Below are 14772 nucleotides of genomic sequence, written 5' to 3'. Positions count from 1 at the left end.
AATCCTGTCTAATGCGGCGGCGACACAGCAAGGCGGACGTATCTTGGCCAAGACACCCGACACCCGCAACTGGAGCACGATCGACAAGGATCTGAGCCGCATCTCCCATGTGGAGACGGCGGCCGCCTACGTGGCGCGCCCGCTGGTGGCGATGGGCGTCGCGCTGGCCTTCATCATGCTGGCCGGTCTCGCCGCCGCCATCTTCTTCGTGCAGACGCCCACCAGCAGCCTTGTCGTGGCCGCCGCCGTCTTTGGCGCCTACATGGCGCTGAATATCGGCGCAAATGACGTCGCCAACAACATGGGCCCTGCGGTGGGTGCCGGCGCCCTGTCGATGGGCGGCGCGATCGCCATTGCCGTCATTTTCGAAAGTGCCGGCGCGCTTCTGGCGGGCGGCGACGTCGTCTCGACCATCTCCAAGGGAATCATCGACCCGGCAGGCGTGGCCGAGACGCGGATATTTGTCTGGGCGATGATGGCGGCGCTGATTTCCGCCGCGCTCTGGGTCAATCTGGCCACCAAGATCGGCGCGCCGGTATCGACCACCCATTCGGTCGTCGGCGGGGTCATGGGCGCGGGCATCGCGGCGGCCGGGATCGCGGCGGTCAACTGGCCCACGATGGCGGCGATCGCCGCCAGCTGGGTGATCTCGCCGCTGCTGGGCGGTGTGATCGCCGCGGCGTTCCTGGCGCTCATCAAGAGCCGCATCCTCTATCAGGAGGACAAGATCGAGGCGTCGCGCCGCTGGGTGCCGATTCTCGTGGGGATCATGGCCGGCACGTTCGCGGCCTATCTTGCGCTGAAGGGCCTGAAAAGCGTGATCGCGATCAACATGCAGACGGCGCTTTTGATCGGCGTGGTTCTGGGGATCGCGACATGGGCAGGCACGCGCCCCATGATCCGGCGCAAGTCGGAGGGGATGGAGAACCGCAACAAATCGGTCAAGGCGCTGTTCGGGCTGCCGCTGATCTTCTCGGCGGCGCTGCTGTCTTTTGCGCATGGGGCCAATGACGTGGCCAATGCGGTCGGCCCGCTGGCGGCGATCGTGCATGCGGTGCAGGCGGGCGACGTGGCGGCCGATGTGGAGATCCCCACTTGGGTCATGGTGATCGGCGCGCTCGGCATTTCATTCGGCCTGTTCCTTTTCGGGCCGAAACTGATCCGCATGGTGGGCAGCCAGATCACCAAGCTGAACCCGATGCGCGCCTATTGCGTCGCGCTGTCGGCCGCAATGACCGTCATCATGGCCAGCTGGCTGGGCCTGCCGGTCAGCTCGACCCATATCGCCGTGGGCGGCGTCTTTGGCGTTGGCTTCTACCGCGAATGGCATATGGAGCGGCGGCGGCGGCAAAACCTGCCGGTGCGCAGCGAGAGCCCCAGTATCGAGGCGGATGAGCGCCAGCGCCGCAAGCTGGTGCGCCGCAGCCATTTCATGACCATCGTCGCCGCCTGGGTCATCACGGTGCCCGCCGCCGCGCTGATGTCCGGCGTGATCTTCACCCTGCTGACATTGATCCAGTAGCGTGCCCCGCCGCCCTCAACCGGGCCGGTCGGCGCTATCTTCAGCCCACCATGGCCCGTGATGAACGCCCGGCGCGCCCAGCCGGGCAAAGCCGTGATGACCAAAGAAATCGCGCTGCGCCTGAGTGATGTTGGCGGTGCCCCAGCCTTGGCGCATCGTGTCGAACCAGCCCAGCGCGGCGGCCAGCGCCGGCACCGCATGGCCCCCGGCGATCGCGGCGGAGACGACGCGCCGCAGCGCGGGGGCCGCGTCCGTCAGGCGCGCGGCCATGGCGGGCGCAAGAAACAGCTCAGCCCCCGGAACGCCCGCGCCGAACGCATCCGAGATATCGTCCAGGAGGGCCGATCTTATGATGCAGCCCGCCCGCCATATCTGCGCGATGCGCGCGTAATCGAGCGACCAGTCATACTCATCGCTGGCCGCCGCCAGAAGGCGAAAGCCCTGCGCGTAACACAGAATGCGCGCCGCCAGAAACGCCTCTGCCAGCGTGTCCTCCTCCAGCTCCAGCGCATGGCGCGCGCCGCCCAGCGCCGCCTCGGCGCGCACGCGCATGTCCTTTTCCGACGACCAGCTGCGCGCGGCGACGGCGGCGTCGATCATGCTGGCCGACTGGCCAAGGCGCACCGCCTCGATCACGGTCCAGCGCCCGGTGCCCTTCTGGCCCGCCGCATCAAGGATGACGTCCACCACCGGGTGGCCCGTGGCCGGATCGTCGTAGCCCAGGATCTCGGCCGTGATCTCGACCAGATACGAGCGTAGCGGCCCCGCGTTCCAGCGCGCGAACATCTGCCCGATGGCTTGCGGTGCCTGCGCGGCGCCGTGGCGCGCAAGCCCATAGATTTCGGCGATCACCTGCATGTCGGCGTATTCGATGCCGTTATGCACCGTCTTGACGAAATGACCCGCCCCGTCCGGCCCCAGATGAGCGACGCAAGGATCCCCCTGGTAGCGCGCGGCAATCGCCGTCAGGATCGGCTGCAGCTGCGCCCAGCTATGCGCGGGACCGCCGACCATCATGGAGGGGCCGTGCCGCGCGCCCGCCTCGCCGCCCGAGACGCCCATGCCGACAAGGTGGATGCCCCGCGCGGCCAGCTCCGCACTGCGGCGGCGGGTGGCGCGGAAATCGGCGTTGCCGCCGTCGATGATCGTATCGCCCGGCGCCAGAAGCGGCAGGGCGGCGGCAATCACCTCGTCCATCGGTGCGCTGGAGGGGATCATGCACAACAGCACGCGTGGCTGCGGCAGCGCGCCGATCAGCGTGGCCAGATCATCCTGCGGATGCAGCCGCTGCGCAAGCGCTCCCGCCTCGGCGATGAAGGGCGAGATCCACGCCGCCTCGCGATTGGCGACAGCGACGTCGATGTCATTCTCGGCCATGTTCAGCGCCAGCGCGCTGCCCATCGTGCCCAATCCGTAAACGCCGATCCGTGCCGTGCCCACCTGCGATCCCCCATGCGGCTTGAGCGGCCCAGCGTAGGAAACGGCGGCGGCTTTGCCAAGGCTTGCGCGCGGCGCGTCAGAGGCCGAGGCACCAGCGCATGATCGCCTTTTGCGCGTGAAGGCGGTTCTCGGCCTCGTCGAAGACGACCGAATGGGGCCCGTCCATGACCGCGCTGGTCGCCTCCTCCTCGCGATGGGCGGGCAGGCAATGCATGAAGAGCGCATCGGGCTTGGCGGCGGCCATCAGCGCCTCGTTCACCTGGTAGGGGCGCAGCATGTTGTGGCGCCGCTCCTTTGCCGATTGGCTGTCATGCATGGATACCCACGTATCGGTGACGACCAGATCGGCGCCCTTGACTGCCTCATGCGGATCGCGCTCGATAGTGACGCGCACGCCGGCGTTGCGCGCCAGTCCGACGAATTCGGCCTCCGGGTCCAGCTGTGCGGGCCCGGTGAAGGTCATGTCGAAGCCGAACTGCCTGGCGGCGTGCAGAAACGAGGCGCAGACATTGTTGCCATCCCCGGACCAGACCACCTTGCGGCCCTTGATCGGGCCGCGATGCTCCTCATAGGTGAGGATATCGGCCATGATCTGGCACGGATGGGTGCGGTCCGTGAGGCCGTTGATGACCGGCACGTCGGCATATTCGGCCATCTCGATCAGCACCGATTCGTCGAAGGTGCGGATCATGATGAGATCGACATAGCGGCTGAGCACGCGGGCGGTGTCGGCGATCGTCTCGCCATGGCCCAGCTGCATTTCCTGCCCCGACAGCAGCATCGTCTGCCCGCCCATCTGCCGCACGCCCACATCGAAGCTGACCCGCGTGCGCGTCGAGGGTTTCTCGAAGATCAGCGCGACCATCTGGCCCGCCAGCGGCAGATCGTCATCCAGCGCACCGCGAGAGCGCCCGGCGCGCGCGGATTTCATCGCTGCCGCGCTGTCGATGATGCCGCGCAGGGCGGCCGGGTCTGTTTTGTGGATGTCGAGAAAATGATTCATTGTCTGTCCCGGTTGCCGGCGGCGCCGGGGGCTGTCTGCCCCCGGACCCCCGAGGATATTTTCAGCAAGAAGAAACGGCAGTCGCGGCAGCGTCCAGCCGGGCGAAGGCTTCGGCGATGTCGGCCTCGGTGATGTTGAGCGGCGGCAGCAGGCGCAGCACGTTGTCGGCCGCGGGCACCGCGCAAAGCTGCGCCTCGTAGCAGGCATTCAGCACGTCCGTGTTGGACACGCGGCATTTGAGGCCGAGCATCAGCCCGGTGCCGCGCACCGCCTCGAAGACATCGGGATGCGCGGCGACCAGCGCCTCCATCCGCTGGCGCAGGTATCCGGCGCGGGCGCGCACGTCCTGCAGGAAATCTTCGGTCGCGATCTGCTCCATCACCGCGCAGCCGACCGCGCAGGCCAGCGGGTTGCCGCCATAGGTGGAGCCATGCGTGCCCGCCACCATCGCCGCTGCCGCGCGCTCGGTCGCCAGCACCGCGCCGAGGGGGAAGCCGCCGCCGATCCCCTTGGCCACCATCATGATATCGGGCGCGATGCCCGCCCATTCATGCGCAAAGAGCCGCCCGGTGCGGCCCATGCCGCATTGCACCTCGTCCAGGATCAACAGGATGCCATGCGCGTCGCACAGATCGCGCAGCCCTTTGAGGCAGACATCGGACAGCGGGCGGATGCCCCCCTCGCCCTGTATCGGCTCGATCAGGATGGCGGCGACGCTGTCATCGATGGCGGCCTTCAGCGCGTCGTGATCGCCCCATGGCAGATGCGTGAAGCCGGGCAGCAGCGGGCCGAAGCCCTTGGTCATCTTCTCGGACCCGGCGGCGGCGATGCCGGCGGCCGAGCGGCCATGAAACGATCCCTCGAAGGCGATGATGCGCGTGCGCTCGGGCTGGCCCGCGTCGTGAAAATGGCGGCGGGCCATCTTGACGGCCAGCTCGCACGCCTCGGTGCCGGAATTGGTGAAAAATACGGTATCGGCAAAGGTTGCGGCGACAAGGCGGTCGGCCAGCTCCTGCTGGGCGGGGATGTTGTAAAGGTTCGACGTGTGCCAGAGCGCCTGCGCCTGCTGCGTCAGCGCGTCCACCAGCGCCGGATGCGCATGGCCCAGCGCGTTGACGGCAATCCCTGCGCCCATGTCCAGAAAGCGGCGCCCGTCCGCCTCGATCAGCCAGCTGCCCTCGCCCTTCACGAAGGTCAGCGGGGCGCGGTTATAGGTGGGCAGGACGGAGGGGATCATGGCGCATTTCCTTCGGCTAGAGGCGGCAAGGAGTGACTCAGGCGCCGCGCGCTGTCAATCGGCGCGTCTTTCATGCCTTGAGCCGGTAGCCGCGCGCAAACATCGCCAGCGCGATGGCGCTGACGCCCAGCGTCGAGCCGACGGCCACGACGGCGCCAAGCCCCGGCGCGCTGTCCGACACGCCCAGCATGGCAAAGCGCAGCCCGTCGATCAGGTAGAAGATCGGGTTGAAATGCGTGATCTCGTTCAAAACGGGCGGCAGCGCGTCGACCGAATAGAACGTGCCCGACAGGAACGCGAGGGGCGTCACGACAAAATTGGTGATCGCCGCCATCTGGTCGAACTTGTTGGCGAAAATCCCCGCGACGATGCCGAGCGCGCCCATGAAGGCCGATCCCAGCACGACATAGCCCAGCAGCATCAGCGGATGCAGCGGCGTGATCCCGACGAACACGGCCAGGCCCGTCGCGATCGCCACCGCCACGAACAGCCCGCGCCCGATCGCGCCAACAAGGTAGCCCAGCACCAGCTCAAGCGGGCTGAGCGGGGGCATCAGCGTGTCGACGATATTGCCCTGCACCTTGCCGATGACGATGGAAGAGGACGTATTGGCAAAGGCGTTCTGGATCACCGTCATCATCAGGATGCCGGGCGCGATGAAATGCGTGAAGGGCACGCCCATCACATCACCGCGCGTGGGCCCGATGGCGATGGTGAAGATCACCAGGAACAGCGCCGCCGTGGCGAGCGGTGCCAGCAGCGTCTGCGTCCAGACGGCCAGAAAGCGCTGCAATTCGCGCGAGCAAAGGGTGGCAAGGCCCAGCCAGTTGACCCGCCCGAAGCGGCGGGTGCCCATTTTCGCAAAATCGTGCATGAATGGCTCCTGTATGGACGGTGTACTTTGATGCGGTGTCACGCGATGTCTTGTAACTCAAGCCCGAGTGATTAAAATAGGGAACTCAAGAAATTTGCAGGGCGGCGCGATCTGATGCGGGCCGCCCTTGGTTATAGGAACGGGTCCATGTCCTGGAGCGATGATCGCGTCGAACTGCTGAAGAAAATGTGGGGCGAAGGCCAGTCGGCCAGCCAGATCGCCAAGGAACTGGGCGGTGTCACGCGCAATGCCGTCATCGGCAAGGTGCACCGGCTGGGCCTGTCGAACCGCAATGGCGGCGCTGCAGCCGCAGCGCCCGCGCAGGCGGCTCCCGCTGCCGCCCCCGCCGAGCCGGAAGCCGCCGCCGAGCGGCAGAGCGCCAAGGCCGCGCCGAAACCGGCCGCGAAACCCGCCAAGGCGCCTGCGGCCAAGCCCGCCGCCAAGGCCGAGCCTGCACCCGAGCCGGAGGAAGAGCGCGCCCCCGCCCCCGTGACCCGCATCAAGCCGATCATCCCGGCCGGGCAGCCCCTGCCGCCGCAACCCTCGACCAACGAGATCGATCCCAAGGCGCTGGCCAAGGTCAGCGAGGTCGAGAAAAAGGCCAAGAAGCTGTCGCTGATGGAGCTGACCTCGCGCACCTGCAAATGGCCCGTGGGCGATCCGGCGACGGATGATTTCTGGTTCTGCGGCCTGCCGTCGCAAGCGGGCAAGCCTTACTGCGAGGCGCATGTCGGCGTGGCGTTCCAGCCGATGAGCTCGCGCCGCGACCGGCGGCGCTGAGCCGCAATCCGCTTGCTCCGACTTTCCCAAAGCCCCGCCCTGTCTGGTGGGGCTTTTGCGTGTCAGGGCCGCCGAGGCGTGTTTGGCGGCAAATGAAATTCGCGCAGCACCTTAATCGAAAAGCTTGAAAAGCTCCTTGGCGGCGCGTCTTTTGACGTCATCCTTCAAGGCATCCTCGATGGACTGGCCCTGCTGCTTTTGAACGCCGAGCTCCTTTTCGACGAATTTGTCGATCTCCTTCTCGATATCCTCGCGGGCCTTCTTTTCCAGCTTCTCGCGCTCTTCCTTGAAATTGAGGTCGATCGCCTTTTCCAGATCGGGCCGGATCGACGGATCCGCCCACGGACCGCGAATGCGCACCGGAATGGCGAGGCCGCGACTGTTTTCGCCCTGAAGCAGGACCGGCGTGAACAGATAGTCGATATCGCGCGCGCCAAGGCCGATGCGCCCCTTGCCGGTGGCGGTAGCCAGCGGCATCGACATGGTCAGATCGTCGCCGCGCATATCGCCGTCCTTGATGGCAAAGCTGGCGCCGACCTCGTCAAAGACCGTCGTGCCGCCGCTGCCGTCGCCCGTGCGCATCAGCCGGTCCAGATCAAAGCCGCTGATGACGCCGCGTCCGGTGGCCAGTTTGAGATTGCCGCTCAGCCTGTGCATGATGGCATCGACCGATTGGCCGACGCCGAGGAAATCGAGGCTGGCAGTCCCCGTGGTGGCAAAGCGCGTGATCCCCGCCGCATCTGTCAGCAGGCGCTCCATGTCGATGCCGCGCGCCGTCAGATCGCCGCCGACCGACAGGCCCGACCGGTTATTGGCCACGACCTGACCGGTGATGGCGCCGCCGTAGCCCTCCAGTTGCTGCAGCTGCGCGACGGCGCGGGCATTGTCGATGGTCAGCAGGATGCGCGCCGCGCCGAACTTGAACTGCCCCAGATCGAGGCTGCTTGCGGTGAGCGAGATATTGGCATCCGCCGCGCCCAGCGCACCCGCGTCGATGGGCGCGGTGGACCACCTTTCGCTGGGCGCGCCGCCGCCGGTGCCTGCTGCTGGCGCCGCGCCACCCTCGCCGCCCGTGAGGCCGGTCAGATCGAGCGCACCGGCCGACAATTGCGCGGTGATGCGGGGCCGCGCGCCCGCTGTCACCACGTCGGCGTTTCCGGTCAGCGCATTGCCATCCAGCCCCAGCGACAGATCGCGCAAGGCGACGCGCAGATCCTCGGTCAGGTTGATGTTTGTCCTCGCCTTGATGCTCCGGCCCAGACCGGCGGGGGGCTGCGTGGCGGGCAGACCGAGCGCCGCCATGAAGCGCGACGTATTGCCGATATCGGCGCTGAGCTGCGCGTCCAGTTGCGGCGCGGCGCTGGCCCGCCCGTTCAGCGCCAGCGTGCCGCCATCGGTGGTAACGGTGATTTCCAGCGGCGACACCGCGCCTTCCAGAAACGGGCCCAGCGTGCCGAGCCGTCCTGTCAGATGCACATCCTGCTTGCCCGGACGCAGCACGGCGTCGAACGTCGCCTCGCCCGCATAGGTGGGCCAGCGCATGTCCAGATCCATCCCGCCCAAATGCTGGCGCGTGCCCGCCGCGTGATCGATATATGTAACCGAGGCATTGGTGATCAGCGCACGGTCCAGCGTCAGCGCCAGAGGGTTCGATGCCGCGCCCGGCGCGCCGCCGGACTGCTCGGACTGCCCCGACGAGGCAACGCCGTCAACGCCGATCTGCCAGTTCCCGCGCCCGTTCCTGTCGCGTTCGATCACGATGCTGGGATCGGTGATCTCAAGCCCGGTGATCTTGATATCGCCCGCGATCAGCGCCATGGGATCGACGCCGACCTTGAAGCTCTTGGCGCTCAGCATCGGGCCGCCGGTGCCCCATTCGGCATTGGCGATGGTCGTCGCGCCGGTGCTGATTCCCAGGATCGGATAGAAACTGATCGACGTCTCGCCGGACATCGTGACCTCTCGGCCCGTCATGTCGCTGATGCGCTCGGCGGCGATGCGCGCGATCCGCTCGCCCGGCAGGAAAAACAGCGCGCCGACCGCGAGGATCACCGCAATCAGGACAAATCCAAGAAGTTTGAAGATAAATTTCATCCGGCTGCTCTTTCGACATGTGGCCTGCGGCCCGCTTTGTATCGCAGTCTAGGGCGCCGCCGGGGCAGCGGCAACAGTTTGCCCCTTTTGCACGCGCCTCCGGTCGTTTATATCGCGCAGATGAACATCAATCCTCCCGATCTTCGCCCCGACCTTGCCCGCGCGCGCCTCGCGTCCGGCGCCAAACGCGACGGCCAGCCGACCATCGGCATGGTGTCGCTCGGCTGCCCCAAGGCGCTGGTGGACAGCGAACGGATCCTGACGCGCCTGCGCGCCGAGGGCTACGGCATCTCGCCCGATTATGTCGGCGCCGATGCGGTGATCGTGAACACCTGCGGATTTCTGGACAGCGCCAAGGCCGAAAGCCTGAGCGCGATCGGCGAGGCGCTGCGCGAGAATGGCCGGGTGATCGTGACGGGCTGCCTGGGGGCTGAGCCGGACTATATCACCGGCGCGCATCCCCGCGTGCTGGCCGTGACCGGCCCGCACCAGTATGAGCAGGTGCTGGACGCGGTGCATGCCGCCGTGCCGCCCCGGCCCGATCCCTTCATCGACCTGCTACCGCAATCGGCAGTCAGCCTGACGCCAAGGCATTACTCTTATCTAAAGATTTCCGAGGGTTGCAACCACAAGTGCAAGTTCTGCATCATCCCCGACATGCGCGGCCGCCTTGCCTCGCGCCCGGCGCATGCGGTGCTGCGTGAGGCCGAGAAGCTGGTGGAAAACGGCGTGCGCGAACTGCTGGTGATCTCTCAGGATACCTCCGCCTACGGCGTCGATATCAAACACGCCGAGGAGCGCGGGCATCGCGCGCATATTACCGATCTGGCGCGCGATCTGGGCAGTCTTGGCGCCTGGCTGCGGCTGCATTACGTCTATCCCTACCCCCATGTGCGGCAGTTGATTCCGTTGATGGCGGACGGGCTGGTGCTGCCTTATCTGGACATCCCGTTTCAGCATGCGCACCCTGATGTGCTGCGCCGCATGGCGCGCCCTGCGGCGGCGGCGAAAACGCTGGACGAGATTGCCGCATGGCGCGACATCTGCCCCGACATCACGCTGCGCAGCACGTTCATCGTCGGCTATCCGGGCGAGACCGAGGCCGAGTTTCAAACCCTGCTGGATTGGCTGGACGAGGCGCAGCTGGATCGCGTGGGCTGCTTTCAATATGAAAACGTGGCCGGTGCCCGCTCGAACGATCTGCCGGATCATGTGCCCGCTGAGGTCAAGCAGGAGCGCTGGGATCGCTTCATGGAAAAGGCGCAGGCGATTTCCGTCGAGAAACTGGCCGCCAAGGTTGGCTCTGTGCAAGAGGTGATTGTCGACGATATTGACGAAGACGGCATTGCCACTTGCCGCACCAAGGCCGATGCGCCCGAAATCGACGGCAATCTTTTCATTGACGAGAATACATCGGGCATCGCCGTTGGCGATGTGCTGCGCGTGCTGGTGGACGAGGCGGGCGAGTATGATCTCTGGGGCACGCCGCGCATCCGGTAAAACCAGTGCGGGCCGGAACCGAACCGACGGCATTTGTGTTATGATTGGCGCGGCATGACCGCCTGCGCAATGATCTGAGATAGTGATTTCTTAACAGTTCCACCCTAGTCTGAAAGGTATGACGATCATGTCCTACCCTCCCTACTCCCGTGCCGAGCGCATTGCCGACGGCGCCGTCCACATCGCGGGCGTCGCGCTCGGCATCGCCGCGGTCATCTGGCTTCTGGGGCGCGGTGCGGGCAGTGCCGGATGGGGCATCTGGTCGGCGCTTGCGATCTATTGCGCGACGTTGCTGGCGATGCTCTGCGCGTCGGGTCTGTATCATCTTCTGGCCGATACCATTGCCCGGCCGGTGCTGCGGCGGCTCGATCACGCGGCGATCTATTTCAAGATCGCGGGCACCTTCACCCCCCTTGCGGTACTTCTGGGCACGGCTTTCGGATATCTTCTGCTGGGCTTGGTCTGGGGGCTGGCCCTGTTGGGTGCGGCGGCCAAGCTGATGGCGCGGCGCGGCCGCATGACGACAGGATACTGGCCGTATCTCGCGCTTGGCTGGCTGGGCGTCGCGCTGTTCATCCCCTTGCTGCCGCACCTTTCATGGATGAGCCTGAATCTGATCCTCGCGGGCGGGCTGCTTTATACGGCAGGGCTGTCATTCTACACGTGGGAAAAGCTGCGCTTCGCCAATGCGATCTGGCATGTTTTCGTGATGTTGGCCTCGGGATGTTTCTTTGCGGGAATTGCGGGGGCCGTCTACGCCACAGCATGACGCACGGATCTCAGTCGGCGAAGCTGTCCAGCCATTCCGAAACGCAGGTCTGCACATGGCGAAACCGGTCGCCGCCCAGATGCTTGCCGCCATACCAGCGCGTCACCACGATCAACTGGCCCGTAAGCTCCGCGCGCTCCAGCATCCGGACGATGACCATGCCCGCCCCCGCCTCGCCGTCGTCGCCCTTGAGGGGCGTTCCATCGGGCAGCAGAACGGCCCATGTATTGTGCGTGGCCTTGGCGAATTTCTTGTCGCGCTTGAGATCCTTCAGAAATGCATCGACCTCTTCCCGCGACGCGGCGGGGCCACCGGAGACCGCATATTTCGATCCCCGGTCGCTGACGATGCCGGTCAACTGGCGCATCAAAGGCCGGCGTTCACCCGCCGCACCGTCTCGATCCGCTTGGCGTTGGGCGGATGGGTGCCCAGGAACCTGTCGCCCGGATCGGCGATCTGGGTAAAGAAGGCGGCACCGCGCACCGGATCATATCCCGCCCTTTTGGTGATGACGGTGCCCAGCGCGTCGGCCTCAAGCTCGTAATCCTTGGAATAGGTGCGCGCGCCAAGCCCCGCGCCCAGATCGGTGGCGTTCTGCACCGCGCCCTGCCCCGCGCCCGTGATCGCTGCCAGACCGCCGAGCAAAATCGCCCCGGCCATCGCGTTGTTGCGCTGCCTGCCCAGGTGGCCGTTGATGTGATGCGCGGCCTCATGGCCCATGACGAAGGCAAGCTCGTCGCGGTTGCGCACCTCGGCGATCAGCGCGAGGTTGAACGCCAGAATCGGACGGCCCTGCTTGTCGACGGTCTGAAACGCGTTTGCGGGCTGGCCGGGCCGATCATCGACCACGATCTGAAAATCGCAGTTGATCCCGTTGGTGCGCGCGTTGCACTCGCGCTCGGCCACCGGCTCGACCGCGGCGACGACCGCGTCGAACTGCGCCAGCTTCGCCGATGTCGGGGTCGGCACCCTGCCTCGTGCCGGTTGGCTGGTCTGGGTGCTTCCGGGGCCCTGCGACACGGGCGGCGGCACATCACAGGCTGCAAGGGCCAGAACGCACAAGAGCGTCAGTTTACGCATGGAGTATCTCCGCTAGGATGATTTGCCCCAGCTTATCCAAGCCACGCCGCAAGGACCAGCCGGTTTGCGCGCGCCTTGCAAGGCATCGCCGATCACGCCAAGCTGCGCCCTTGGATCGCAAGAGAGGGAGGCGCCAAGTGTTTTCGATAGAACATGAATTCGACACGACCGTCATCACGCTGGTGGACGAGGGCGCCGCGCCCTTGCAGGAGGATGTGATCATCAACGCCTTCGAGGACTGCATCACCATCAACCAGTTCGACACGCGGCTGGAGGAGATGCGCACCATTACGCTGTCCATGGCGCAACTGCGCGATCTGGGCGCCGCGCTCAACCTGCCCGAGGGCGTCTATACCCGCCTGCCCGTCGGCAAGGGCTCTTGACCGGGCCGCCCTGCGCCCCGACATAAGGCTCGACAGACGAGTTATATCGGAGACGCGCCATGCCAGCCCCCTGCCCCGAAGCCCTGAATTTCCTGCTGACGCGGCGGTCGCGCCCGGCCAAGACGCTGGGCCTGCCGGTGCCGGACCGCGAGGCGCTGATGCCGCTGCTCACGGCGGCGGCGCGGACGCCCGACCATGGCAAGCTGGTGCCGTGGCGCTTTGTCGTGCTGCAGCGCGCGGCGCTGGACCGGCTGTCGGCGGCGGTGCCCCGCTGCGACGCGGCAGAAGGCATGGATGAAAAGGCGATCGCCAAGGCGCAAAAGCAGTTTGATGACGCCAACCTCGCGGTCGCCGTGATCGAGGTGCAGCGCCCCTCGCCCAAGATACCCGCGATCGAGCAGACCTATTCGGCGGGCGCCGTTTGCCTTGCGCTGCTGAATGCCGCGCTGGCGTCGGGCTGGGGGGCCAACTGGCTGACCGGCTGGCCGAGCCATGACCGCAGTTTCGTTCAGGACGCGCTCGACCTCGACCAGAACGAGCGGGTCGCGGGCTTCATCCATATCGGCACCGAGGGCGAGACGCCGCCAGACCGGCCGAGGCCCGATGTCGAGACGCTGACAACCTGGGCGGACGCATGATCTTTTCCGCCTTCGCCAAGGCAATGGCGCAGATGGGCGATCCGCGGTTTCGCCGTGTCCTGTTCCTTGGGATCGCGCTGACCGTCGCGCTGCTTTTCGCGGCTTACGCGGCGGTTCTGATGCTGATCTCGTGGCTGACGGGGGATGTGGTGGTCTTGCCGCTGGTGGGCGAGGTGCGCTGGCTTGACGATCTGCTGGGCTGGAGCAGCCTGATCGCGATGATGGTCATGTCGGTGTTTCTGATGGTCCCCGTCGCATCGGCGATCACGTCGCTGTTTCTTGACGATGTCGCCGAGGCGGTCGAGGCGCGGTATTACCCAGACCTGCCGCCGGTGCCGCGCCTGCCATGGATGGATGTGCTGCGCGACACGGCGGCGTTTCTGGGGGTGCTTATCGGTGCGAACCTCGTGGCGCTGATGCTATACGGGCTGCTGCCCTTCGCCGCGCTGGGGATTTTCGGGGCGCTCAACGGCTTCCTGCTGGGGCGCGAGTATTTCCAGATGGCCGCAATGCGTCGCCTTGGCCGCGTGGGCGCGCGCGAGTTGCGCAAGCGTCACTGGGCGCGGATCTGGGTGGCGGGCACGCTGATGGCGATGCCGCTCAGCGTGCCGATCCTGAACCTCATCATCCCGATACTTGGCGCCGCGACCTTCACCCACCTAGTCCACGCTCTTCGATCGGGCCGGGCCCGAATCGCGTGAACAGGTCGATATCGCTCAGCGTGATCTGACCCGTCAGGATGATCCAAGCGGCCAGCGCCCATATAAGCGCGGCGATGACGGTGCTGATCAGTGCCTTCTTGCGCAGATCGTGACGCTGGGGCGAGCCTTGATGCGTGCCGGGCACCACCTGCCCTGCCTCACCCTGGGTCTGCAGGCGAATCGGAATCGCGACGAGGAACGTCATCGACCAGATGACCGCATAGAGCACCAGACCGGTGACGGGGCCCATCAGACTTCCTCCAGCTCGATCAGGCAGCCGTTGAAATCCTTGGGATGCAAGAAAAGCACAGGCTTGCCATGGGCGCCGATCTTGGGCGCGCCGTCCCCGAGCACGCGCGCGCCCGACGCGGTCAGGCGGTCGCGTGCGGCCGTGATATCCTCGACCTCGTAGCAGACATGATGGATGCCGCCCGACGGGTTCTTTTCCAGAAACCCGGCAATCGGGCTGGCCTCACCCAAAGGATGAAGAAGTTCGATCTTCGTATTGGGAAGATTGATGAAAACCACCGTGACGCCGTGGTCCGGCTCGTCCTGGGGGGCGCCCACTTCGGCGCCGAGCGCATCGCGATACTGGGCGATCGCGGCCGCAAGATCCGGCACGGCGATGGCGACGTGATTGAGGCGTCCGATCATGGAATGTCCTTTCTATCGGCGGGTCGGTGCACGTTATCGCGCGCACGGCGGGCCGTGGCAAGCGCGCGCTGTGACGCACGCGCCGCGCAACGGGCCG

The 14772-nt window shown here is 66.1% G+C and carries 16 protein-coding genes; 7 read left to right on the top strand and 9 right to left on the bottom strand.

Translation table 11 applies throughout. From position 1 onward, the window contains the following. The first annotated feature begins 43 nt into the window (after window positions 1-43). A complete protein-coding gene (locus DC366_RS05900) occupies window positions 44-1522 on the top strand; it encodes an inorganic phosphate transporter (RefSeq protein WP_243405048.1) in 1479 nt (492 codons plus the stop codon). 15 nt (window positions 1523-1537) lie between these two features. Here DC366_RS05900 and gnd read toward each other — a convergent pair whose 3' ends face one another. The 4 genes from gnd to DC366_RS05880 all read right to left on the bottom strand — a co-directional run bounded on the left by gnd (window position 1538) and on the right by DC366_RS05880 (window position 6076). Beyond that, complete coding sequence (gene gnd / locus DC366_RS05895; RefSeq protein WP_108691247.1) at window positions 1538-2962, bottom strand: NADP-dependent phosphogluconate dehydrogenase; 1425 nt, start codon at window positions 2960-2962, stop codon at window positions 1538-1540. 76 nt (window positions 2963-3038) lie between these two features. Then, a complete protein-coding gene (argF, locus tag DC366_RS05890; RefSeq protein ID WP_108691246.1) occupies window positions 3039-3965 on the bottom strand; it encodes an ornithine carbamoyltransferase in 927 nt (308 codons plus the stop codon). A gap of 61 nt (window positions 3966-4026) precedes the next feature. Next, on the bottom strand, window positions 4027-5202 hold the full coding sequence (locus tag DC366_RS05885; RefSeq protein ID WP_108691245.1) for an aspartate aminotransferase family protein: 1176 nt from the start codon (window positions 5200-5202) through the stop codon (window positions 4027-4029). A 70-nt stretch (window positions 5203-5272) separates the two neighbouring features. Further along, a complete protein-coding gene (locus DC366_RS05880; RefSeq protein WP_243405047.1) occupies window positions 5273-6076 on the bottom strand; it encodes an ABC transporter permease in 804 nt (267 codons plus the stop codon). Between the two features lie 147 nt (window positions 6077-6223). On the opposite strand from DC366_RS05880, the gene DC366_RS05875 reads away from it, so the two are divergent. Then, window positions 6224-6856: a GcrA family cell cycle regulator gene (locus DC366_RS05875; protein WP_108691244.1), complete on the top strand. Its 633-nt coding sequence runs from the start codon at window positions 6224-6226 to the stop codon at window positions 6854-6856. A 111-nt stretch (window positions 6857-6967) separates the two neighbouring features. Here DC366_RS05875 and DC366_RS05870 read toward each other — a convergent pair whose 3' ends face one another. Then, window positions 6968-8950 carry an AsmA family protein gene (locus DC366_RS05870; RefSeq protein ID WP_108691243.1) on the bottom strand — a complete coding sequence of 661 codons (1983 nt, stop codon included), beginning with the start codon at window positions 8948-8950 and terminating at the stop codon, window positions 6968-6970. 120 nt (window positions 8951-9070) lie between these two features. On the opposite strand from DC366_RS05870, the gene rimO reads away from it, so the two are divergent. After that, window positions 9071-10450: a 30S ribosomal protein S12 methylthiotransferase RimO gene (gene rimO / locus DC366_RS05865; protein WP_165802852.1), complete on the top strand. Its 1380-nt coding sequence runs from the start codon at window positions 9071-9073 to the stop codon at window positions 10448-10450. Between the two features lie 127 nt (window positions 10451-10577). Continuing rightward, window positions 10578-11219 (top strand): PAQR family membrane homeostasis protein TrhA, encoded by a 642-nt coding sequence (gene trhA / locus DC366_RS05860; protein ID WP_341476682.1) that lies wholly within the window; start codon window positions 10578-10580, stop codon window positions 11217-11219. A 10-nt stretch (window positions 11220-11229) separates the two neighbouring features. Here the strand turns inward: trhA and DC366_RS05855 are convergent, their stop codons facing one another. Both DC366_RS05855 and DC366_RS05850 read right to left on the bottom strand, forming a co-directional pair. Then, window positions 11230-11586, bottom strand: a complete 357-nt coding sequence (locus DC366_RS05855; RefSeq protein WP_108691241.1) for a YigZ family protein — start codon at window positions 11584-11586, stop codon at window positions 11230-11232. After that, window positions 11586-12299 (bottom strand): M48 family metallopeptidase, encoded by a 714-nt coding sequence (locus tag DC366_RS05850; RefSeq protein WP_108691240.1) that lies wholly within the window; start codon window positions 12297-12299, stop codon window positions 11586-11588. The genes DC366_RS05855 and DC366_RS05850 overlap by 1 nt, the downstream gene beginning before the upstream one ends. 137 nt (window positions 12300-12436) lie before the next feature. Between DC366_RS05850 and DC366_RS05845 the strand changes: the two genes are divergently transcribed. Genes DC366_RS05845 through DC366_RS05835 form a run of 3 tightly spaced genes read left to right on the top strand, consistent with a single transcriptional unit; the run spans window position 12437 to window position 14021 of the window. Further along, window positions 12437-12682: a DUF8831 family protein gene (locus DC366_RS05845; RefSeq protein WP_108691239.1), complete on the top strand. Its 246-nt coding sequence runs from the start codon at window positions 12437-12439 to the stop codon at window positions 12680-12682. Between the two features lie 59 nt (window positions 12683-12741). Continuing rightward, window positions 12742-13320 (top strand): nitroreductase family protein, encoded by a 579-nt coding sequence (locus tag DC366_RS05840; protein WP_108691238.1) that lies wholly within the window; start codon window positions 12742-12744, stop codon window positions 13318-13320. Then, on the top strand, window positions 13317-14021 hold the full coding sequence (locus DC366_RS05835; protein ID WP_108691237.1) for an EI24 domain-containing protein: 705 nt from the start codon (window positions 13317-13319) through the stop codon (window positions 14019-14021). Before DC366_RS05840 ends, DC366_RS05835 begins: the two co-directional genes overlap by 4 nt. Here the strand turns inward: DC366_RS05835 and DC366_RS05830 are convergent. Both DC366_RS05830 and mce read right to left on the bottom strand, forming a co-directional pair. Continuing rightward, window positions 13972-14271, bottom strand: a complete 300-nt coding sequence (locus DC366_RS05830; protein ID WP_108691236.1) for a DUF1467 family protein — start codon at window positions 14269-14271, stop codon at window positions 13972-13974. The genes DC366_RS05835 and DC366_RS05830 overlap by 50 nt on opposite strands. Next, the gene (mce, locus tag DC366_RS05825; RefSeq protein ID WP_108691235.1) at window positions 14271-14675 is read right to left on the bottom strand and encodes a methylmalonyl-CoA epimerase; all 405 of its coding nucleotides are present in this window, start codon (window positions 14673-14675) and stop codon (window positions 14271-14273) included. Before mce ends, DC366_RS05830 begins: the two co-directional genes overlap by 1 nt. Window positions 14676-14772 lie beyond the last annotated feature (97 nt).

The organism is Pelagivirga sediminicola (assembly GCF_003072125.1).
GTDB classification, from domain to species: Bacteria; Pseudomonadota; Alphaproteobacteria; order Rhodobacterales; family Rhodobacteraceae; genus Roseovarius; species Roseovarius sediminicola.
Note: the sequence above shows the minus strand (reverse complement) of the source record. Positions and strands in the feature narration are given on the sequence as shown.

What these genes read in the sequence shown, in the direction of transcription:
- DC366_RS05855 (WP_108691241.1), bottom strand. Translation starts at nt 11,586, where the DNA reads ATGCGCCAGTTGACCGGCATCGTCAGCGACCGGGGATCGAAATATGCG.
- mce (WP_108691235.1), bottom strand. Translation starts at nt 14,675, where the DNA reads ATGATCGGACGCCTCAATCACGTCGCCATCGCCGTGCCGGATCTTGCG.
- DC366_RS05875 (WP_108691244.1), top strand. Translation starts at nt 6,224, where the DNA reads ATGTCCTGGAGCGATGATCGCGTCGAACTGCTGAAGAAAATGTGGGGC.
- argF (WP_108691246.1), bottom strand. Translation starts at nt 3,965, where the DNA reads ATGAATCATTTTCTCGACATCCACAAAACAGACCCGGCCGCCCTGCGC.
- DC366_RS05840 (WP_108691238.1), top strand. Translation starts at nt 12,742, where the DNA reads ATGCCAGCCCCCTGCCCCGAAGCCCTGAATTTCCTGCTGACGCGGCGG.
- trhA (WP_341476682.1), top strand. Translation starts at nt 10,578, where the DNA reads ATGTCCTACCCTCCCTACTCCCGTGCCGAGCGCATTGCCGACGGCGCC.
- DC366_RS05870 (WP_108691243.1), bottom strand. Translation starts at nt 8,950, where the DNA reads ATGAAATTTATCTTCAAACTTCTTGGATTTGTCCTGATTGCGGTGATC.
- DC366_RS05850 (WP_108691240.1), bottom strand. Translation starts at nt 12,299, where the DNA reads ATGCGTAAACTGACGCTCTTGTGCGTTCTGGCCCTTGCAGCCTGTGAT.
- rimO (WP_165802852.1), top strand. Translation starts at nt 9,071, where the DNA reads ATGAACATCAATCCTCCCGATCTTCGCCCCGACCTTGCCCGCGCGCGC.
- DC366_RS05835 (WP_108691237.1), top strand. Translation starts at nt 13,317, where the DNA reads ATGATCTTTTCCGCCTTCGCCAAGGCAATGGCGCAGATGGGCGATCCG.
- DC366_RS05880 (WP_243405047.1), bottom strand. Translation starts at nt 6,076, where the DNA reads ATGCACGATTTTGCGAAAATGGGCACCCGCCGCTTCGGGCGGGTCAAC.
- DC366_RS05885 (WP_108691245.1), bottom strand. Translation starts at nt 5,202, where the DNA reads ATGATCCCCTCCGTCCTGCCCACCTATAACCGCGCCCCGCTGACCTTC.
- DC366_RS05830 (WP_108691236.1), bottom strand. Translation starts at nt 14,271, where the DNA reads ATGGGCCCCGTCACCGGTCTGGTGCTCTATGCGGTCATCTGGTCGATG.